Origin of the sequence: Pseudomonas nitroreducens, from assembly GCF_024170165.1 — a bacterium.
In the GTDB taxonomy this organism is placed as follows: domain Bacteria; phylum Pseudomonadota; class Gammaproteobacteria; order Pseudomonadales; family Pseudomonadaceae; genus Pseudomonas; species Pseudomonas nitroreducens_C.
On record NZ_JALJXP010000016.1, the window covers coordinates 142,754 to 162,178 of the forward strand.

A 19,425-nucleotide genomic window follows, 5' to 3' on the forward strand; every position below is an offset into this window, starting at 1 on the left:
ATGACTTCTGTCGTCATCGCGGGTTATGCCCGCTCCCCGTTCCATTTCGCCAAGAAGGGCGCGCTGATCGACGTGCGCCCGGACGACCTCGCCGCGCAGACGGTGAAAGGGCTGGTTGCGCGCAGCGGCCTCGACGCCCGGCTGATCGAGGACCTGATCATGGGCTGCGCCTACCCCGAGGCCGAACAGGGCATGAACCTGGCGCGCATCACCGGCTTTCTCGCCGGGCTGCCGGAAACCGTGGCCGGCGCCACGGTGAACCGCTTCTGCGGCTCGTCCATGACCTCCATTCACTTCGCTGCCGGGCAGATCCAGCTTGGCGCGGGGGATGCCTTCATCTGCGCCGGCGTGGAATCCATGACCCGCGTCCCCATGGGCGGCTTCAACCTCTCGCCCAACCCGCGCCTGCTGGCGGAGTTCCCCCAGGCCTACATGCCCATGGGGCAGACTGCCGAGATAGTCGCCGAGCGCTTTGGCATCTCCCGTGCGGACCAGGAAGCCATGGCCGTGGACTCCCACGCCAAGGCCGCCCGCGCCCGCGAGCAGGGCCTGCTGGCGGCGGAGATCGTGCCCATCGACACGCCCAATGGGGTGGTCAGCGAGGACGGCTGCATCCGCCCCGGCACCAACCTGGAAGCGCTGGCGCAGCTCAAGCCGGCCTTCGGCGGCAGCGTCACCGCCGGCACCGCCTCGCCGCTCACCGATGGTGCGGCCGCCGTACTGGTGTGCAGCGAGGACTTCGCCCGCGCCAACGGGCTGGACATCCTGGCGCGGGTAAAGGCCGTCGCCGTGGTCGGCTGCCCGCCGGAAATCATGGGCATGGGCCCGCTCTACGCCACCCGCAAGCTGCTCGATCGCGCTGGATTGCGCATGGCCGACATCGACCTGGTGGAGATCAACGAGGCCTTCTCCAGCCAGGCGCTGGCCTGCCTGCGCGCTCTGGAGCTGGATAGCGACCGGGTCAACCTGCACGGCGGCGCCCTGGCCATCGGCCACCCACTGGGCGCCACCGGCGCGCGCATCACCGGCAAGGCGGCGGCGCTGCTGAAGGACACCGGCGGGCGCTACGCCATCGCGACCCAGTGCATCGGCGGCGGACAGGGTGTGGCGACCTTGCTCGAAGCCGTTCGTTAATCGTAGGGCGGTACGCCCTACGACGATCCTTGTAGGAGCGCGCCATGCGCGCGATCGCGGGCATGGCCCGCTCCTACAGGGGGGTGACTCTGCCCGCGATCATCCTTGAGCGCATGCCCTGTCTGCCCTGAATCACCTACCGCGCCCGCCCTGCGTTAGAATGACATCCAGCATTCCATGATCCGCAGGAGACCGGTCATGCGTTACTCCGAAGACCACAAGGCCCAGACCCGCGAACGCATCATCAACGAGGCGGCGCAGCGCTTCCGCAGCGAGGGCGTGGACGCCACCGGCCTGCAGACGCTGATGAAGGCGCTGGGCCTGACCCACGGCGGCTTCTACGCGCACTTCAAGTCCAAGGACGAGCTGGTGGAGATCGCCCTGCAGCAGGCCGCCGAGCAGTTGCGCCCGGTCGTCGACCAGCAGTTCGAGAAGGCCGATCCACTGCCTGGTTTCATCGACCAGTACCTCTCCCCCGGCCACCGCAACACGCCCGGCAAGGGCTGCCCGCTGCCGACCATTTCCGCCGAACTGGGCGCGCGCGGCCATGCCAGCAGCACCACCGACACCATTGTCCAGGCGCGGATCGACGCCATCGAAAAGGCGCTGCCGACCGAGCATGCCGAAGACGAGAGCGTGGCCCTGCTCGCCACCCTGATCGGTGCGCTGGTGCTGTCGCGCAGCGTGGCTGATCCGCAGCTGTCCGACCGCATCCTGGAAAGCACCCGCCGGCACCTGAAGCGCGAGATCGGCGCGGCGGAGTAAGCCTCCCAAAGCCGGCGCATGTGGCGCTTTCGCAGGGCGCATAACGCACCAGCGTTGTCCGCCGTTCAAGGGCCGGCGGACAACCTGTTCCAGGTTATTCGCCCTACGCTCCTGCTAGCGCTGGAGTCTGACTGTAGGAGCGAGCTTGCTCGCGAATCGCCCAGCACCGTGCCTTGCGGGTTCGCGAGCAAGCTCGCTCCTACGAAAAGCGTCCACGCCATTTCAAACCCGCATAAAAAAGCCCCGGCACAAGGCCGGGGCAAGCTTTTCGCCACTCAGTTACCCGATCAAGCCAGCGCCACGCCATAACGCTGCGCCGGGGCGCTGCGCGACAGGTTCGGCGCCATCTTCAGGCGCGCGGCGGTGAAGGCTTCGAATTCGCCCGCATCCGGCAGCGCCGGCAGGGTCACCACTTCACCCTGGGCCAGGCCGGCCAGGGCGGCATCGACCATGTGGTTCACGTCCATCAGCATTTCCGCCGGCAGTGCGGAGATATCGGTGCCGGCGCGGTCCCAGATCTCGGTGCGGGTGGCGCCCGGCAGCACGGCCTGGATGCGCAGACCCAGCGGTGCCAGTTCCTGCTGCATGGACTGGGTCAGGTTGAGCACGAAGGCCTTGGTGGCGCTGTAGCTGCCGTTGAACAGTTCCGGTGCCAGGGCCAGCACCGAGGCCACGTTGATGATGGTGCCGCGACCGCGCCCGGCGAAGGCCTTGGCAGCAGCGCCGGCCAGCCGCGCGGTGGCGATGACGTTGAGTTCGATCATGCTTTCCAGCCGGTCCAGGTCGGTTTCCAGCAGCGTGCCGTTGAGCGCCACACCGGCGTTGTTCAGCAGCAGGCTGAGGCTGGCGTCCTCGGCCAGGCGGGCCTCGATGCGGGCGCGGTCTTCGCGGCGGGTCAGGTCGGCCTTCAGCACATCCACCGAGACGCCGTATTCCTCACCGAGGCGCGCGGCCAGGGCCTCCAGGCGTTGCTGGTCGCGGGCCACCAGCAGCAGGTCGTAGCCCTGGGCGGCAAGGCGCTGGGCGTAGGTGGCGCCGATGCCGGAGGAAGCACCGGTGATCAGTGCGCGGCCCAGTTCGGATTTGGCATTCATGGTTCTTTCTCCAGGGAGGCGCTCGCCCCGCTTGCAGGATTGGGTGGGCCGGGTGGCCGTCTGGAATGTCCGGCCACTTGAATTATGGCCGTCATCTGATTGCGAATATTATGCCTATCATATTATCTGTCAAGGCCCTCCCTGCGGTGCTGACGAACGGCCAGGAAGTCGCTGGCAAGCCTTGCGCGGCGGGCGGCGGACGCCATCCGGCAGTTTAGGTTGCCCATTCCAGAGCGCCCGCGAGAGGCTCGCGGACGTCTCCACACAAGAACAATCCCGGAGCGTCACCTGCACCTTGCTGCCTGTCTACGCACCGGAGCGATCCGGAGGAGGACACATGCGATTGCGCTGCTTTTTCCTGGGATGTGTTTGGGATGAAGGGAATCTGACCGAAGTCGGCCGCGTGCCGATGCTCTGCCAGCGCTGTGCGCGCTGCGGTGCACAGCGGTATCTCAGTCCCGAGCCGGAAATCTGAGGCCGGCCCAAAGAAAATGCCCGGAGCACCTGCGTGCTCCGGGCATTCTGCTGTCGCTGCGTGAAGGTCAGCGGGCCACGAATCAGTTGGCCACGAACGCCTGGCTGGTGGTGATCGCCATGTCGCCGCCGGGCAGCTTCAGGTCGCCGATGCGCTCCAGGCTGTCGGCATCGAAGATCGCCACGTCGTTCAGGGTGCCGGTCAGGTACAGCTTGTTGCCGGCCTTGTTGGTCGACAGGCAGTAGTAGGAGTGGTCCAGGTTCGCCGCCTTGACCAGCTTCTGCTCCTTGATGTCGTACTTGGCCAGGCGGTTGAGCACGCCGTAGATGATGTTGCGGTCCTTGGCCGAACGGATGCCGCTGAAGTACACCTCGGTGACCGGGCCGAAATCCACGGTCTCGGTCTTGCCGGTGGCCAGGTCGATGTTGAAGAAGCCATACAGGAAGTCCGCCGTGGCCGGGTCCTGCTTGGCGTCCTTGAACTTCGCCGTGGTGTAGAGCAGCGAGAAGTCACGCGGGTAGGTCTGCTGGTTCCACACGTAGAGCACATCTGGCGGCGCGTAGTTGGGACGCTTCCAGTTTCGGCTGGGGATCACCACGTCGAACTTGCCGGTCTTCACGTCCACCTTGTAGATGTCCGGGCCCGCCACGTAGAGGGTGCCGTCGTCGCCGCTCTGCATGATGGTCAGCTGGCGCGGCGCCGGGAAGGTGCGCACCGGCTTGGCGTCCATGCCGTCGGCGACGGAATAGACCTGCAGGCGCGGCTGCTGCACCTCGTAGTGCTCGGCAAGGATCAGCGTCGGGTTGGCGATGGCGTAGATCTCCTTGCCGTCATGGCTGACGGTCATGGAGAACATCGCCCGCGCGTTCTCGCCCGGCTTCTGCGCGATGGTGGCGTGGAACACCGGTTTGCAGTCATCGAGCTGGATGCCGTAGATGTCCGCGTAGTGGTTGCTGAGGATGTAGACGGTCTTGCGGTCCGGCGACAGCTGGGTCATGCCCGGGCCGTAGGCGCCGGGGATGGTGCAGGTCTTGAACAGCTTGTCGGTCTGCATGTCGATGACGTGCAGGTTGTTCGGGTAGTTGGTGCTGATCAGGTACTCGTGGCCACTTTCCAGCGCCTTGCTCACGTCTGCGCCGGCGTCGGCGGCGAGAGCTTGCAGCGCGCAGGCCAGCGAGAGGCCGCCGAGCGCGGCGGCGAATGCTTTTCTGGACATGCAGGGTTTCCTCTTGTTCTTCTGGTCCATGCTCTTTGGGCCGATCATTTGTCGTCCGGGAATACGGTGCCGAGGTTGCGCCAGTTCTCGGCCGAGGCCTGCGCATCCTTGTTCCAGTCGGGATAGGTGCTCATCATGTCCGGCACCTGGGCCGGCCACCAGCAAGGGTCGGAGCAGCCGTAGAGGTCCGCTTCCATCGGCTGGCAGAGCGAGGACACGCCGCCGAACACGTCGACTTCCCAGCCCGGGTCGGTGGTCGCCGCGCAGCCGGCCACGGAGTTCATCGCCACCACGTCCTCGATGCGATCCTCGGCGGCGGCCTGTTCGAGCTTCTGTGCTTTGGTGTTGATCGCTTTCAGATGTTTCATGTCAGTGCGCCTTCCGCGGAGTGATGTGGCGGTCGATGAAGCTGGGGTTGGAAGCCATGATCCGGCTGTAGACCTCGATGCCGAAGTCGACCCAGTCCCTCATCAGTTCGCAGTAGTGGTAGGTGGGGTGTGCCGGGTCGCCGTAGCGCGCGTAGCTCTCGTGGTAGCAGCCGCCGGAGCAGAGGTTGCGGATATGGCAGCTGGCGCAGCCGGTGTCGGTGCGGTCCAGGCGCTGGGAGAGGAACTCGTTCAGCTCGGCCTGCTTCACCCCTTCATGCACGTTACCGAAGGTCGGCAGCGAAGAACCGGTGAAGCGGTGGCACAGGTTCAGCTCGCCCTTGTGGTCCACCGCCAGCATCTTCAGGCCGGCACCGCACGGCAGGGCCTTCTTCTGCCCTTCGTGGATATCGGTGATCAGCTGGTGCAGGTTGGAGAAGCCGATGTTGCGCCCTTCCAGCGCCTCGTCCAGGTAACGGCGGCCGAGGGCCTTCATGCCGGCGAAGACTGCCTTCAGCTCATCGGTGGTGAGGTTGTAGCTGCTGATGTCGCCCGAGGTGACCGGGGCGAAGCCGACTTCGGCAAAACCCATCTCGTTGAACAGATGGTTCCAGATGGTCTCGACGTCGGTGACGCCGGTGGTCAGGGTCACCCGCGCGCCAACCGGCCGCGCGGTATAGCGCGACAGCAGCATGTCGGCCTTGCGCCGCACCACGTCATAGGTGCCCTGCCCGCCCACGGTAATGCGGTTGCGGTCATGCACCGTCTTCGGTCCGTCGATGCTGATGGACAGACCGAAGCGATGGGCGTTGAGCCAGTCGACGATTTCCTCGGTGAGCAGCGTGGCGTTGGTGGTCATGACGAAGTCCACCGTCTTGCCCAGTTCGCCGAAACGACGCTCGCAGTACGCGACCATGTGCTCGATCAGCGGGCGGTTGGACAGCGGTTCGCCGCCGAAGAACACCACGGTGTAGCGCTGCTCGTCGGGGGATTCCTGGATCAGCATTTCCACCGAGGCCTCGGCGGTTTCCGCGCCCATCTTCTTGCCGGCGGAGGGTTTGTCCAGGTCTTCCTTGTAGCAGTAGGTGCAGCTGAGGTTGCAGCCGGTGTTGACGTTCAGCACCACGGTGTTGAGCGCGGTGCGGTCAACCTTCTTGATGCCGATTTCAGGGGTCAGCGGCGAGCCGTCGCTGACCAGCTCCAGCGCGATCAGCTCGCGCAGGGTCTCGTCGATATCCTCGGCAGCGAAACGCCCGGCCAGGCGCTGGGTCAGCTCGTCCGGCGAGCAGGCATGCCCGCGCAGCGCGTCGATGATCCCGCCGGTCAGCTCGTCGCTGGCGAACAGCGAGGAGCTGGGGATGTGGAACAACAGGCGGTCGGCGTCGACCTGCACTTCATGCAGGTTGCGTTCGACCAGATTCAAGATGGCGCCCATGGCGACCTCCCGGAACTTTCTTGTTATGCCCACCCTCGGGTGGGCCTCACGCGCTCAGTTCATCCGATACCGACGGTTACGGGATCGGCGGGTTGTTCCAACGCTGCACGGTGACGATCATGTGCCCTTCGCCCTTGTGCGGCTGGCCGGCGTCGTCCACCGCGGCGATCACCTTCAGGTTGCCGGCGTTGTTGGTCATCATCTTGCGTTCCGGGTTCGGGCCGGCGTCGCCGGGGGTGAAGATGCCGGTGGCGGCGTCCATCGCGCCTGCGAACTTCACGTCCTGGTCTTCCTTGGCGCGATCATCGAAAGGTTCGACCGACCACTGCGCCGGGAACACGCCGATGCGGAACGGCTTGCCGTCGGCGCCCTTGCCCCAGGCCTCGGCATCGAAGCTGCCCTGGACCTTGGGCGTGGAGCCGCCATTGCCGCCGATGCGGGCGATGGAGAACTCCGGCACCACCTTCACTTCGGCGATGTCCTTGTAAACCGCGAGGCTGCCGCCCTTGGCGGTGCCGACGCTGACGTCACGCTCGCCAACAGCAGCGCCATCGCTGGTCTTGACCTTGACGGTCACGCGCTCGGGCGTCTCGGAGACAACCGACAGCACCTCCACGCCCTTGCCGAACGACGGCTTGCCCTTCAGGCCGGTGCCGACCACGCTGACTTCGGTCTCCGCACCCGCCTTGATGTAGGCCGGCTGCACGCCCAGCACATGGCTGGTGCCGTCCTTCGCCGCGACGAAGTCCAGGCCGCGCTCATCGTGGGCCTTGTCGAACATGCGGCCCTGCATCTGGCCATTCAGTGCGGCGAACACCTGGCGCATGGTGACGTCACCGACGGTGACCGCGCCGCGCCACTCGTAGCCGTTGTAGAGCACTGCGCTGCCCTCGCCGCTGAACGGCGAGCCGTCGGCGTACTGGCCCTTCACGCTGACCTTGAAGGCGTCGTCGCCGTCCTTGCTCACGTTCATGCTGCCGGCCAGGTCGCCCTTGCCCGGCATGTGCCCGGCGAAGCTCCAGGCACCCGCCAGCGACTCGGCCTTGGGCCGGTTCTTCTGCCAGTCGGACCAGGCCTTGCTGTCCAGCGGGTAGCGCTTGGCCAGTTCCGGGACCATCTCTTTCTTCGCCAGGTCGAACCAGTCGCGGTCGCGGGCCAGGGCCTGGTATTCCAGCGACGGCCAGCGGCCGAGGTGGAAGTTCACCAGTTTCTCCCACTCCGCCGCCGGGCGGCGCTGCAGGGCGATGCGCGCACCGGAGTGACAGCGCGCGCACATCTGCTCGAAGTTCGTATCGAATTTCTCGACGGTGTTCAGCCGGCGCTCGAGGGCGTAGCGCACGCCTTCGGTCTCGCTGGGCGCCAGGCCCTGCTTGTCGGCGAGGAACTTGACCACCGAGCGACGTTCCTCGTCGGTGATCTTCAGGCCGTACATCACCTGCATGCGGGCGATGCTCATCAGCCAGCCTTCGGGGGTCTTGCGCTGGTGGCTGATGCGGCTGAGGGAATTGTTGCCTTCGGGCGTGTGGCACGCCTGGCACTTGGCGTTGATGATCGCCTGGCCTTCGGGTGCGGCCTGGGCCGTCTGGTGGAGCGCAAGGGCCAGTGCGGCCAGGGTTCCGGCACCCAGATAGTGCCGAAGTCGTGTCATCTTCAAGGTCAGGCCTCCTCGGTATTCTTGTTGGTTATTCGCGCCCACCGATGGGCTAAGAGCGAGCTCTTGAAAGCGGTTTTGCAGGTTGTGTGCCACTACTGCGCAAACCCCGCCGAATCAGGCTTTCGGCGGACTTTGCAGGCACGCCCGGCAGAGGACACCGGGCTGGCGTCGTCACATTTCGCGATTGCTGTCTAACTCTGAGACAGGGCCCGTGAGACACCCTGCGAAGCAGTATGGTCCGGCTGGCGCAAAGCGCCGCCCGCCGGCAGCAACAAGGCGCCGAACAGCATGGTCAGCAGGCCGACCCAGACCAGCGAGAGGAACGGGAAGCGCCGCACCACCACCACGCTCTCGATGTCGTCGCCGGGCTGTTTGAGCAGACGGGCCGAAGCCGGCACCCAGATCTGCAGGTCGCCGCTCCAGCCGCGGACAATGAACGGATGCAGCACGTAGCCGCGGTCCGAGGCGAAGCGCGCGTAGTGGTAGTCGAGGATTTCGCAGAGCTGGCGCACCGGGCCCTGGTAGGCCGGCGGGTTGCCGCGGCTGTCCTGGAACAGCGCGTGGCCGGCCAAGGTGCGGTCACCGTCACGCAGCTCCACCTTGGCCACCGCGTGGTAACCGGAGAAATCCGGGCGGCTGGCATCCGGCGAGACGCGCATCTGCAGTCCACCGATCACCGCGTGCCACTGCTCGAAGGAAGTGCCCGGCGGGATGCTGATCTGCTGGTAGCTGTTCAGCGCCGTGGCGGCCAGCCCGCCCACCAGCGCGATCACCGCACCGCCGTGCACCAGCGCCAGCCCGCCGCTGTAGCGCAGGTTGCCGAGGCGCCGGCTACGCCACATCGTCAGTAGGCCCCAGAGCAGGCAGCTGCCCATCAGGAAGGCGCCGCCCAGCAGCGCCGCATCCAGCCACGGCAGCACCCGCACGATGTTCTGCGAGAGCATGCCGTCGCCGTTGTAGCTGTCGTTGAGCCAACCGCCGTGCCAGCCGGTCCAGAGCATCACGGCCGCCATCAGCAGGGTCGCCAGCAAAGCCAGCCGGGGTCGCCCGCAACGGCGCAGGAAGCTGTAGCCGCCCATCAGGCCGAGCGCCGCCAGCAGCGGCACCACCCAATGCGCCAGGCTGTAGCCGTTGACGTCCCACTGGTCGAAGGCGCGGCGCAGGCTGTCCATCTCGGCGGTGGTGGCCCAGGCGGTCAGGGTTTCGAAGAACGGCTTCAGCTCGCTCGGCCGCTCCATCCCCAGCCACTCGTAGAGATGCGCCTGGAGCAGCGCACCGAGGGCCAACAGCCCGGTGCCGGCGAACAGGTAGATGGCCACGTCCAGCGTCCAGTCCGAAGCGCCACGACGTCGCCCTGCCCCCTTGCGCGAGCGCCACCCGGCCAGCAGGTAAAATGCCGCAAGCGCCAGCAGGATCGCCGCCAAAGCCAGGTGGCTGAGCCAGGAAGTGGTGCCGATGTAGCGGTGCGAGCTGGCGAGCACCGTGCTGCGGGTCACCGCCATGGCACCACAGGCCATGGCCGCCGCCAGCAGGCTGAGCGCCGGCAACAGGCGTGCGTAGGAGCCATCCGCACGCCAGCGGCGGGCACCGTGCAGCACCGCGCCGAGCAGCGCCCAGATGATGAAGGCCGAGGTCTGCACCGGGTCCCAGTGCCACAGCTGGCCGTAGGTGAAATCCTCCATGGCCCAGGCCATGCCCACGCCTATGCCGGCGCTGAGGATCAGCCAGGCGCGGCGGCTGTAGCGCGGCATCACCCAGGCGTAGGCGTGGCCGCCCCGCCCCAGCGCTTCCAGCGCGGCACCGGCAGGCGCCAGCACCCAGGCGTAGGCGCAGAGGATCAGCGGCGCATGCAGGGACATCCAGAAGGTCTGCAGGTGGGCGTTCATGCCCTGGCTCGGCTGCGCCGCCAGCCAGTCCGCCGGCGTCGCGCTGAAGGGCCCGAGCCAGGCGGCGGTGGCGACGTACCAGGCGGCGATCAGCGCCATGCCGCGCCCGGCCCAGCCCGGCAGCGAGGCTCCTTTCAGGGCGATGGCCATGCAGAAGGTGCCCAGCAGCAGCACCGTGCCCTCGTCACCGCCCCAGAGGTTGGAGAACTTCAGGTAGGCCGGCAGCGCCGCGCTGCTGTAGAGCCACGCGTAGCGCAACTGGAAGTGGTCGGCGACCAGGTGCAGCCCCAGCGCCAGGCAGGCACCACAGAGCGCGCCGACAGCCAGCGGCCAGGCCGGCGCGCGCCACTCCTGGCGGATGGCGCCAAAGACAATCAGTCCCGCCAGCCCCCAGAGCAACGCGTTGCCCACGCCGGGCAGCAGCCACAACAGCAGGCAGGTCAACGCGGCGGCCAACCCCGCGATCCACGGCAACGACAGGTGCATCCTCTTCAAGCCAGGCCTCCTTGTGCAGCGCCGACGTGGCGCAGGGCGAAACCCCGAGCGCTTCACGTTGCGTGCCAGTCGGAAAAGTCCTTGCGAAACAGCAGGCTACGCGCACTCCGCAGCCAAGGACTCGTGGCAGATCGCGACAGCTGTAGCAGTCTGAGACAGCCCTGACCGTTATAGACGATGGTCTAATTGCACGTCTCTCTCGCGAGGAAGTGCCCATCAACGAGGCGCCAGCCAGACACCTTGCCTCGACCGATCTGTCCAGAACAGGCGCCAATCCGCGCCAGCCGTGGCTTTGCCGGGTTCGGCGAGTGGCCGAATACGTGAGAACGATTATGCTTTCAGGTGACCTTGCGGCCTTTCGCAAGGCCGCCTGTTTTCAAGCTTTGCGCAATCCGTACGACCTGACATCAGCCCTGGGCTCGAGTGCGGTAACGGAAAATCGAGGGACTCCGGCCCAAAACAACAACAAGACGGAGACGAACATGGCGCAGACATACAGCCCGGCCGCGGGCAACGCTCCTCACAGCGGGATCACCAAGGAGGAGCGCAAGGTCATCTTTGCCTCGTCCCTGGGTACGGTGTTCGAGTGGTACGACTTCTACCTCTACGGCTCCCTGGCGGCGATCATCGCCAAGCACTTCTTCGCCGGGGTCAATGAAACCACTGCCTTCATCTTCGCCCTGCTGGCCTTCGCCGCCGGCTTCGCGGTGCGGCCCTTCGGCGCCATCGTGTTCGGCCGCCTGGGCGACATGATCGGGCGCAAGCACACCTTCCTCATCACCATCATCATCATGGGCGTCTCCACCGCTATAGTCGGCCTGCTGCCCGCCTACGCCACCATCGGCGTAGCCGCGCCGATCATCCTCATCACCCTGCGGCTGCTGCAGGGCCTGGCGCTGGGTGGCGAGTACGGCGGCGCGGCGACCTACGTCGCCGAGCACGCGCCCAAGGGCAAGCGCGGCTTCTTCACCTCGTGGATCCAGACCACCGCGACCCTGGGCCTGTTCCTCTCGCTGCTGGTGATCATGGCCTGCCGCACGGTGATGGGGAACGAGGCGTTCGAGGCCTGGGGCTGGCGGATTCCCTTCCTGCTGTCGATCCTGCTGCTGATCGTCTCGGTGTACATCCGCCTGCAGCTTTCCGAGTCGCCGGTGTTCCTGAAGATGAAGGAGGAAGGCAAGGCGTCCAAGGCGCCGCTGACCGAATCCTTCGGCCGCTGGGACAACCTCAAGGTGGTGATCATGTCGCTGCTCGGCGGCACCGCAGGCCAGGCCGTGGTCTGGTACACCGGGCAGTTCTACGCGCTGTTCTTCCTCCTGCAGACGCTGAAGATCGACGCGCAGACCGCCAACCTGCTGATCGCCGGCTCGCTGCTGCTGGGCACGCCGTTCTTCGTGTTCTTCGGCAGCCTGTCCGACCGCATCGGCCGCAAGAAGATCATCATGACCGGCTGCATCCTCGCCGCCCTGACCTACTTCCCGATCTTCCACGGCCTGACCCAGTACGGTAACCCGGACGTGTTCGCCGCCCAGGAGAAGAACCCGGTGACCGTGGTCGCCGACCCGAACGCCTGCTCCTTCCAGTTCGATCCGGTGGGCAAGGCGAAATTCGTCAGCTCCTGCGACATGGCCAAGAGCCTGCTGGCCAAGCGCGCCATCCCTTACGAGAACCTCAAGGCCGAGAGCGGCGCGATGGCCCAGGTGCACATCGGCGACAAGGTCATCGCCAGCTTCGAAGGGGCCGGCATGCCGGCGGCGGAGTTCAAGGTGCAATCGGAAGTCTTCACCGCGCAGCTCGCCGCCTCGCTGAAGGAGGCCGGCTACCCGGAGAAGGCAGACCCTTCGAAGATCAACCACCTGATGATGCTGGTGCTGCTGACCGTGCTGGTGATCTACGTGACCATGGTCTACGGGCCGATTGCCGCGTGGCTGGTGGAACTGTTCCCGACACGCATCCGCTACACCTCCATGTCGCTGCCCTACCACATCGGCAACGGCTGGTTCGGCGGCTTCCTGCCCACCGTCGCCTTCGCCATGGTGGCGGCCACCGGGGACATCTACTACGGCCTCTGGTACCCCATCGTCATCGCGGTGATGACGGCCATCCTCGGCATCCTGTTCCTGCCGGAGACCAAGGATCGGGAGATTACCGACTGACGGGTTGTGCCTCGCCAGAGAGCCCCTCTCCCTAACCCTCTCCCTTAAGGGAGAGGGGACTGTCCTGAGCTGCCGGACATCCCGAAGCTCGCCGGCTGACTCTGTGGAGCTGTCGGACGCCGGACGGCTCCCTCTCCCTTCAGGGAGAGGGCTGGGGAGAGGGAGCGCCCAGCTCCGAACTCTCATCTGAAAACAAGCCAGGATCGTCTCAGCCGCTGTCGCACAATGCGACAGCGGCTGTATTTCCGCTTGCCGAAAATTTCATTTAAATCCTTTAAATTCAATAAATTGAGATAAACCACCAGCCTTGGCACAGCCGTTGCGATGTTCGCCTCAGCACCTCCCGGACCGGGAGCACGAACAGACAACAAGAGGCCACCGCAATGCTCGCTTCCCTGCCCATCAAGCCCGAATCCCGCGCCTTCCTGCAGCGCGCCCCGAAGATGCTGATCGGCGCCGACTGGACCTCCGCCAGCGACGACGCCCTGATGGACCTGCGCAACCCGGCCACCGGCGAAGTGCTCTGCCAGGTGCCGGCCGCCACGCCCGCCGACGTCGACCGCGCCGTGCGCGCCGCGCGCCAGGCCTTCGATGACTCCGCCTGGAGCCGCACCCGTCCGCGCGAGCGGCAGAACCTGCTGTGGAAGCTCGCCGACCTGATGGAACGCGACGCCGACCTGCTGGCCGAGCTGGAGTGCCTAAACAACGGCAAGAGCGCCGCCGTCGCCCGCGTGATGGACGTGCAGCTGGCCATCGACTTCCTGCGCTACATGGCCGGCTATGCCACCAAGATCGAAGGCACTACGGTCGACGTGTCCATGCCGCTGATGCCCGACGGCGAATTCCACGGCTACATCCGCCGCGAAGCCATCGGCGTGGTGGGCGCCATCGTCGCCTGGAACTTCCCCCTGCTGCTGGCCTGCTGGAAGCTCGGCCCGGCGCTGGCCACCGGCTGCAGCGTGGTGTTGAAACCGGCCGACGAAACCCCGCTGTCCGCGCTGAAGCTCGCCGAGCTGGTGCTCGAAGCCGGCTACCCGGCCGGCGTGTTCAACGTGGTCACCGGCACCGGTATCACCGCCGGCGCCGCCCTCTCGCACCACCCGCTGGTGGACAAGCTGACCTTCACCGGATCCACCCCGGTGGGCAAGGAAATCGGCAAGGCAGCCATGGACAACATGACCCGCGTGACCCTGGAGCTGGGCGGCAAGTCGCCGACCATCGTCATGGCCGACGCCGACCTTGCCACCGCCGCCGCCGGCGCTGCCCAGGCGATCTTCTTCAACCAGGGCCAGGTCTGCTGCGCCGGCTCGCGCCTGTACGTGCAGCGCAAGCACTTCGACAACGTCATCGCCGACATCTCCGGCATCGCCAACGGCATGAAGCTGGGCAATGGCCTGGACCCGAGCATCGACATGGGCCCGCTGATCTCCGCCAAGCAGCAGAAGCGCGTGTTCGACTACATCGAACTGGGCCGAGGCAAAGGCGCCACCATCGCCTGCGGCGGCGAACAGTTCGGCCCCGGCTACTTCGTCAAACCCACGGTGATCGTCGACGTCGACCAGAAGAACCCGCTGGTGCAGGAGGAAATCTTCGGCCCGGTGCTGGTCGCCATGCCCTTCGACGACATCGAGGACGCCCTGCGCCGGGCCAACGACAGCCCCTACGGTCTGGGCGCGAGCATCTGGTCCAACGACCTGGCGGCGGTGCACCGCATGGTGCCGCGCATCAAGTCCGGCTCGGTGTGGGTCAACTGCCACAGCGCGCTGGACCCGGCGCTGCCTTTCGGCGGCTTCAAGATGTCCGGCGTCGGCCGCGAAATGGGCGCCGCCGCGATCGAGCACTACACCGAACTGAAATCGGTGCTGATCCGCCTGTAAGTGATGTAGCTGACCTGTAGGAGCGCGCCCTGCGCGCGATCGCGGGCGTGGCCCGCTGCTACAGGTTCACGCCGGTATCGAACCAACCTGTCTACCTCGCCCGCGCGGTCCCCCTGCGCGGGTCTTGCATCCCCCGGTCGCGGCAGCGCACGGGGGATTTTTTTGCCCTCAATCCCGATCCGGCGCGCCCAGCGGGAACAGCGGCCGGTGCGGTCGCGCCTCCTCCACCGCGCGGGCGAAGGACGGACGCGCCAGCAAGCGCGAGCGGTAGGCACGCAGCGTCGGGTACTGGTCGCCGATGGGATGGGTCCAGTCCGCATAGAACAGCGACGGAGCCGCGGCGCAGTCGGCGAGGCTGAAGCTGTCACCAGCCGCCCAGGTGCGCCCGGCCAGCTCCTCCTCCAGCCAGGCATAGGCCAGTTCCAGCTTGCTCACCGCATGGGCCAGGCCTTCGGCGCGCTTGCCTGCTTCGCCGCTCATGGCGCCCAGAACGGCATGCTGCACCGGAGTCATCACGTGCCAGTCGAAGAAGCGGTCGAGGAAGCGCACGTCCAGCGCCTTCAGCGGATCGTCCGGCAGCAGGCGCACCGGGCCGGGATGCTTGAGGTGCAGGTACTCGATGACGATGCTGGTCTCGGCGACGCTGTGCTCGCCGTCCAGCAGCACCGGAAACTTCGCAATCGGCCACAGGCGCAGCCAGTGCGCGCCGTTCTCCGGCTCATCCGGGCCGAGGCCGCGGAACTCGAAGGGCGTGGCGTTCTCGTAGAGGGCGATCAGCACCTTCTGCGTGTAGGAGGAAAACGGATGGCCGAACAGGATGAGGGACATGGCGGGTCACCTGAGGCAGACGAAAGTACTCAGCCTAGACCCGAATGCCGGCGGGCGAAGCGAGCATGACCGCCGATCCGATCGGGCCGCCGCGCAAGGCCGTTCGATGCGTACGGAACCCTCGTTCCAGAGAGGCCCATCGCCACCATGCCAGCAGCCGTCCATGTCGTTTTTGGTCATGCCCACGGCGATTTCGAGCAACTCGCCGCCCACCCGGTGCCTTAGCTTGAGCCCCGCGTGAAGCGCATTGCCGCACCCGGCCACGCGTCACCGCGCCCTGGATAACAATTTCAATAAAAGGCCGACAGATGAGTGCTCCCAGTGCAAAAGGCGCCAATGGCGATCTGGTGCAGGGCTTCAAGCCCCGTCACGTAACCATGCTCTCCATCGCGGGAATCATCGGCGCCGGCTTGTTCGTCGGCTCCGGCCACGCCATCGCCGCCGCCGGCCCCGCCGCCATCGTTGCCTACGCGCTCTCAGGACTGCTGGTGGTACTGGTGATGCGCATGCTCGGCGAGATGGCCGTGGCCAGCCCCGATACCGGCTCCTTCTCCGCCTACGCCGACCAGGCCATCGGCCGCTGGGCCGGCTTCACCATCGGCTGGCTGTACTGGTGGTTCTGGGTGCTGGTCATCCCCATCGAGGCCATCGCCGCCGGGGTGATCCTCAACAACTGGTTCCCGCAGGTCGAGACCTGGGTGTTCGCCCTGTCGATGACACTGCTGCTCACCGTCACCAACCTGTTCAGCGTCGCCAAGTACGGCGAATTCGAATTCTGGTTCGCCATGCTCAAGGTGGTGGCCATCGTCGCCTTCATCGGCCTCGGCGCCGCCGCGCTGTTCGGCCTGCTGCCGGGGCGCGAGGCCAGCGGCCTGAGCAAGCTCATGCACGAGCACGGCGGCTTCATGCCCAATGGCTGGACGGCCATCTTCAGCGCGCTGATCACTACACTGTTCAGCTTCATCGGCACCGAGGCAGTGACCATCGCCGCCGCCGAATCCAGCGACCCCAGCCGAAACATCGCCAAGGCCACCCGCTCGGTGATCTGGCGCATCAGCGTGTTCTACCTGCTGTCGATCCTGGTGATCATCTCGGTGGTGCCGTGGGACGATCCGCGTCTGGTGGAGATCGGCTCCTACCAGCGCGCGCTGGAGCTGCTGCACATCCCCAACGCACAACTGCTGATGGACCTGGTAGTGCTGGTCGCCGTGGCCAGCTGCCTGAACTCCTCGGTGTACATCGCCTCGCGGATGATCTATTCCCTGAGCCGGCGCCACGATGCGCCGGCCTTCATCCAGCGCACCTCCGCCGCCGGCGTGCCGCGCGCGGCAGTGATCGCCAGCACGCTGATCGGCATGTTCACCACCCTGCTCAACTTCTTCGCGCCCGGGCGGCTGTTCGAGTTCCTGCTGGCCAGCTCCGGCTCCATCGCCCTGCTGGTCTACCTCGCCATCGCCGTGTCGCAGCTGCGCATGCGCGGCATCCTGCGCCGGCGCAACCACCAGCTGGTTTTCCGCATGTGGCTGTTCCCCTGGCTGACCTGGCTGGTGATCGGGATCATCAGCTTCATCCTCGCGGTGATGTTCATCATGCCGACGCACCGCATCGAGGTGAGTTCGACCCTGGCGCTGACGGTGATCATCATCCTGCTCAGCCAGACCAGCCGGCGCAGTTCGCCCCACGCCCCATCCGCCCTCGGCCGTCGCGCCGTGCGCGGCTGAGCCGGTCACCAACCCACGCAGACGAGGTGCCGATTGGTCGAACGCCGCCAGTTCAGTGGGGCCATGCAGGGCCGCAACCTGCGCTACCTCGACGGAGATTCCAGGGAGCCCGGCCGCCTCGCACGGGTGGGTTTCCTGCTGCTGGAACACTTCTCCCTGCCCGCCTTCACCCAGGCGCTGGACACACTGGTCACGGCCAACCTGATCCGCACGCAGACCTTCGCCACCGAGACCTTCAGCCTCGACGGCGAATCCGTCACCAGCGACCTCGGTCTGGTGATCTGCCCCGGCGCCACACTGACGTCGGCGCAGCTCGCCGAGCTGGACCTGCTGGTGGTCTGCGGCGGCCTGCGCACTCACCTGCGCGCCATCCCGGAGCTGACCCGCCTGCTACAGGCAGCCGCCGACAAGGGCATCGCCCTCGCCGGCCTGTGGAACGGCGCCTGGTTCCTCGGCCAGGCCGGCCTGCTGGATGGCTACCGTTGCGCCATCCACCCGGAGAACCGCGCGGCGCTGGCGGAAATCGCCCGGCACAGCGAAGTCACCAGCGAGAGCTACCAGGCCGACCGCGACCGCCTCACCGCCGCCAGCCCGACCGGTGCCTTCAACCTGGTGCTGGAGTGGATCAACGCCCGCCATGGCCGCGAACTGGTGGACGCCATCGTCGACATCCTCGCCTTCGAGGAATCGCGCTTCCGCCGCACCCGCCCGGCACTGCACGAGAAGCTCAGCGAGCCGCTGCGCGAGGCGATCAACCTGATGAGCGCGAACATCGAGGAGCCGCTGAACCAGGACCAGCTTTCACGCTACGTAGGCCGCTCGAAACGGCAGATCGAGCGGCTGTTCCAGGAGCAACTGGGCACTACGCCGGTGCGCTATTACCTGGAGCTGCGCATCACCGAAAGCCGCCGCCTGCTGCAGCATTCCAGCCTGCCGATGTACGAGGTCGGCCTGGCCTGCGGCTTCGTCTCGCCCAGCCATTTCAGCAAGTGCTACACGTCGTTCTATGGCTACTCGCCGTCAAAGGAAGCCCGCTTTGGTTGCGTGAAGGCGCAGCGAACCGTGTAGGACAGACGTTGGGCTGTTCGCGAGCAAGGACTGGGCGTCCCCCTCGGTCCTACAAAGAGCCCTTACGCCCCCCAGAAGTTAGCTCGGTTCGTAGGGCGCATAACGCGCCAGCGTTATCCGCCGCAAGGTAATCGGCGGATAACCCGTTCCGGGTTATGCGCCCTACGTGTCTGGCTTTGGCTTTGCAGAAGATTTCCAGCGAAACATCCGCGCATGCCGACTGCCCCGTTCAGGAGGCCTCGTTGAAGCGGAGTTTCAGGGGTTGAGCGGCATGGATGCCGCGAGAGCGGCGATGGGCCAGGGATGGCCCTTCGACGCGTGCCCCTGAAACTTCGCTGCAACGAGGGAATTTTTCGCCTAAGCGAAAAACCGGATGTCCGGGGCAAGACCTTTGCCTTCTTTGGGTCGTTTGCCAAAGAAGGTCGCCCGAGGGGGCGAAATAGAAAGCCTGAGCGCACACCAAAGCGGCGCAGGAACACCCAAGCCAAGGCAGCAGAACGGCAGCACCGGAGCAAAAGAAAACGCCGGCGCTACCGGCGGATCGCGGGCATGGCCCGCTCCTGCACGACGGAGCCGGACGCGTCCGATTGACACCCGCTACCCGAGTCCCTACCGTTGCCCCGCTGCCCCAGATGGGCAGACGGGATTGGCGTCCCGTTCAAGAGAAGGTGCATGAACCTTGGTTCAGCTCCTCGCATGGTTGCACCCGCGTTATGGGAGGGCCGTGCAGGGCATCTTCGGATGCGCCGTTTTCTCTTGACGGTACGCCAACCTGTACGGTCCGCCCACCCTGATTGGCGTCGGGGCGCGGTCACTCAAATCTCAAGAGATGCAATCCATGACCTTCGCCGCACCCACCCTGCTCCACCTGAACGACGACATCACCGCACTGTCATTACGGGATGCCGCCGACGGCCGCCATCACGCGCTGCGCCAAATGCTCGGTTTCCTCTCCGGCATTGGCGATCATGGGAATCCTTCTTCGGAGGTGCTGGCCGGCGTCTTCTCCTGCCTGCAATACCTCGCGGACGACTCTGCCCATCTCTACACCGCTGCCGACAGACTGCGGTCGTAGGATGGGTGGAGCGGCGCTGGAACACCCAATCCAACGCAACAAACCTGCAATACCAGAGCAAGACAAAACGCCGGCCCTGCCGGCGGGTCGCGGGCATGGCCCGCTTGTATGGCGTTAGGGTAGGAACCTGTCGGGGGTGGAGGGACAAGACCCGCTTCTGCAAGCCAGACGGTAGGAGACT

Annotated in this window: 15 protein-coding genes; 8 read left to right on the forward strand and 7 right to left on the reverse strand. The window is 66.1% G+C overall.

Annotated elements, in window-relative coordinates; genetic code table 11:
* Positions 1 to 1,134 (forward strand): thiolase family protein, encoded by a 1,134-nt coding sequence (locus J2T47_RS26050; protein WP_253453208.1) that lies wholly within the window; start codon positions 1 to 3, stop codon positions 1,132 to 1,134.
* Positions 1,135 to 1,332: 198 nt separating this feature from the next.
* A complete protein-coding gene (locus J2T47_RS26055) occupies positions 1,333 to 1,899 on the forward strand; it encodes a TetR/AcrR family transcriptional regulator (protein WP_253453210.1) in 567 nt (188 codons plus the stop codon).
* Positions 1,900 to 2,186: 287 nt separating this feature from the next.
* Here J2T47_RS26055 and J2T47_RS26060 read toward each other — a convergent pair whose 3' ends face one another.
* A complete protein-coding gene (locus J2T47_RS26060) occupies positions 2,187 to 2,993 on the reverse strand; it encodes an SDR family NAD(P)-dependent oxidoreductase (protein WP_253453212.1) in 807 nt (268 codons plus the stop codon).
* Positions 2,994 to 3,330: 337 nt separating this feature from the next.
* On the opposite strand from J2T47_RS26060, the gene J2T47_RS29285 reads away from it, so the two are divergent.
* On the forward strand, positions 3,331 to 3,468 hold the full coding sequence (locus J2T47_RS29285; protein ID WP_277873433.1) for a PSPA7_2676 family Cys-rich small protein: 138 nt from the start codon (positions 3,331 to 3,333) through the stop codon (positions 3,466 to 3,468).
* An 82-nt stretch (positions 3,469 to 3,550) separates the two neighbouring features.
* Here the strand turns inward: J2T47_RS29285 and peaD are convergent, their stop codons facing one another.
* From peaD to ccsA, 5 genes are all read right to left on the reverse strand, one after another.
* A complete protein-coding gene (peaD, locus tag J2T47_RS26065; protein WP_253453213.1) occupies positions 3,551 to 4,684 on the reverse strand; it encodes a quinohemoprotein amine dehydrogenase subunit beta in 1,134 nt (377 codons plus the stop codon).
* Between the two features lie 44 nt (positions 4,685 to 4,728).
* Complete coding sequence (gene qhpC, locus J2T47_RS26070) at positions 4,729 to 5,052, reverse strand: quinohemoprotein amine dehydrogenase subunit gamma (RefSeq protein WP_015477047.1); 324 nt, start codon at positions 5,050 to 5,052, stop codon at positions 4,729 to 4,731.
* A gap of 1 nt (position 5,053) precedes the next feature.
* Positions 5,054 to 6,484: a quinohemoprotein amine dehydrogenase maturation protein gene (peaB, locus tag J2T47_RS26075; protein ID WP_081516648.1), complete on the reverse strand. Its 1,431-nt coding sequence runs from the start codon at positions 6,482 to 6,484 to the stop codon at positions 5,054 to 5,056.
* 76 nt (positions 6,485 to 6,560) lie between these two features.
* Positions 6,561 to 8,132: a quinohemoprotein amine dehydrogenase subunit alpha gene (gene peaA / locus J2T47_RS26080; RefSeq protein ID WP_253453215.1), complete on the reverse strand. Its 1,572-nt coding sequence runs from the start codon at positions 8,130 to 8,132 to the stop codon at positions 6,561 to 6,563.
* 197 nt (positions 8,133 to 8,329) lie between these two features.
* Complete coding sequence (gene ccsA, locus J2T47_RS26085) at positions 8,330 to 10,510, reverse strand: cytochrome c biogenesis protein CcsA (protein ID WP_253453239.1); 2,181 nt, start codon at positions 10,508 to 10,510, stop codon at positions 8,330 to 8,332.
* A gap of 491 nt (positions 10,511 to 11,001) precedes the next feature.
* Between ccsA and J2T47_RS26090 the strand changes: the two genes are divergently transcribed.
* Entirely contained in the window at positions 11,002 to 12,675 is a 1,674-nt protein-coding gene (locus J2T47_RS26090; RefSeq protein WP_253453218.1) for an MFS transporter, read from the forward strand.
* Between the two features lie 383 nt (positions 12,676 to 13,058).
* Positions 13,059 to 14,552 (forward strand): aldehyde dehydrogenase family protein, encoded by a 1,494-nt coding sequence (locus tag J2T47_RS26095; protein ID WP_253453219.1) that lies wholly within the window; start codon positions 13,059 to 13,061, stop codon positions 14,550 to 14,552.
* 168 nt (positions 14,553 to 14,720) lie between these two features.
* On the opposite strand, the gene J2T47_RS26100 is transcribed toward J2T47_RS26095, so the two are convergent.
* Positions 14,721 to 15,380 (reverse strand): glutathione S-transferase family protein, encoded by a 660-nt coding sequence (locus J2T47_RS26100; RefSeq protein ID WP_253453221.1) that lies wholly within the window; start codon positions 15,378 to 15,380, stop codon positions 14,721 to 14,723.
* Positions 15,381 to 15,688: 308 nt separating this feature from the next.
* On the opposite strand from J2T47_RS26100, the gene gabP reads away from it, so the two are divergent.
* The 3 genes from gabP (at position 15,689) to J2T47_RS26115 (ending at position 19,244) form a co-directional block, all read left to right on the forward strand.
* The gene (gene gabP / locus J2T47_RS26105; protein WP_253453223.1) at positions 15,689 to 17,101 is read left to right on the forward strand and encodes a GABA permease; all 1,413 of its coding nucleotides are present in this window, start codon (positions 15,689 to 15,691) and stop codon (positions 17,099 to 17,101) included.
* Between the two features lie 63 nt (positions 17,102 to 17,164).
* Positions 17,165 to 18,169 carry a GlxA family transcriptional regulator gene (locus tag J2T47_RS26110; protein WP_253453241.1) on the forward strand — a complete coding sequence of 335 codons (1,005 nt, stop codon included), beginning with the start codon at positions 17,165 to 17,167 and terminating at the stop codon, positions 18,167 to 18,169.
* Between the two features lie 838 nt (positions 18,170 to 19,007).
* A complete protein-coding gene (locus J2T47_RS26115) occupies positions 19,008 to 19,244 on the forward strand; it encodes a hypothetical protein (RefSeq protein WP_253453225.1) in 237 nt (78 codons plus the stop codon).
* Positions 19,245 to 19,425: the final 181 nt, after the last annotated feature.

Coding starts and splice junctions, on each gene's coding strand:
- ccsA (WP_253453239.1), bottom strand. CDS start 10,510: ATGCACCTGTCGTTGCCGTGGATCGCGGGGTTGGCCGCCGCGTTGACC.
- qhpC (WP_015477047.1), bottom strand. CDS start 5,052: ATGAAACATCTGAAAGCGATCAACACCAAAGCACAGAAGCTCGAACAG.
- J2T47_RS26115 (WP_253453225.1), top strand. CDS start 19,008: ATGACCTTCGCCGCACCCACCCTGCTCCACCTGAACGACGACATCACC.
- peaB (WP_081516648.1), bottom strand. CDS start 6,484: ATGGGCGCCATCTTGAATCTGGTCGAACGCAACCTGCATGAAGTGCAG.
- J2T47_RS26055 (WP_253453210.1), top strand. CDS start 1,333: ATGCGTTACTCCGAAGACCACAAGGCCCAGACCCGCGAACGCATCATC.
- gabP (WP_253453223.1), top strand. CDS start 15,689: ATGAGTGCTCCCAGTGCAAAAGGCGCCAATGGCGATCTGGTGCAGGGC.
- J2T47_RS26090 (WP_253453218.1), top strand. CDS start 11,002: ATGGCGCAGACATACAGCCCGGCCGCGGGCAACGCTCCTCACAGCGGG.
- J2T47_RS26060 (WP_253453212.1), bottom strand. CDS start 2,993: ATGAATGCCAAATCCGAACTGGGCCGCGCACTGATCACCGGTGCTTCC.
- J2T47_RS26095 (WP_253453219.1), top strand. CDS start 13,059: ATGCTCGCTTCCCTGCCCATCAAGCCCGAATCCCGCGCCTTCCTGCAG.
- J2T47_RS26100 (WP_253453221.1), bottom strand. CDS start 15,380: ATGTCCCTCATCCTGTTCGGCCATCCGTTTTCCTCCTACACGCAGAAG.
- J2T47_RS26110 (WP_253453241.1), top strand. CDS start 17,165: ATGCAGGGCCGCAACCTGCGCTACCTCGACGGAGATTCCAGGGAGCCC.
- J2T47_RS29285 (WP_277873433.1), top strand. CDS start 3,331: ATGCGATTGCGCTGCTTTTTCCTGGGATGTGTTTGGGATGAAGGGAAT.
- peaA (WP_253453215.1), bottom strand. CDS start 8,132: ATGACACGACTTCGGCACTATCTGGGTGCCGGAACCCTGGCCGCACTG.
- J2T47_RS26050 (WP_253453208.1), top strand. CDS start 1: ATGACTTCTGTCGTCATCGCGGGTTATGCCCGCTCCCCGTTCCATTTC.
- peaD (WP_253453213.1), bottom strand. CDS start 4,684: ATGTCCAGAAAAGCATTCGCCGCCGCGCTCGGCGGCCTCTCGCTGGCC.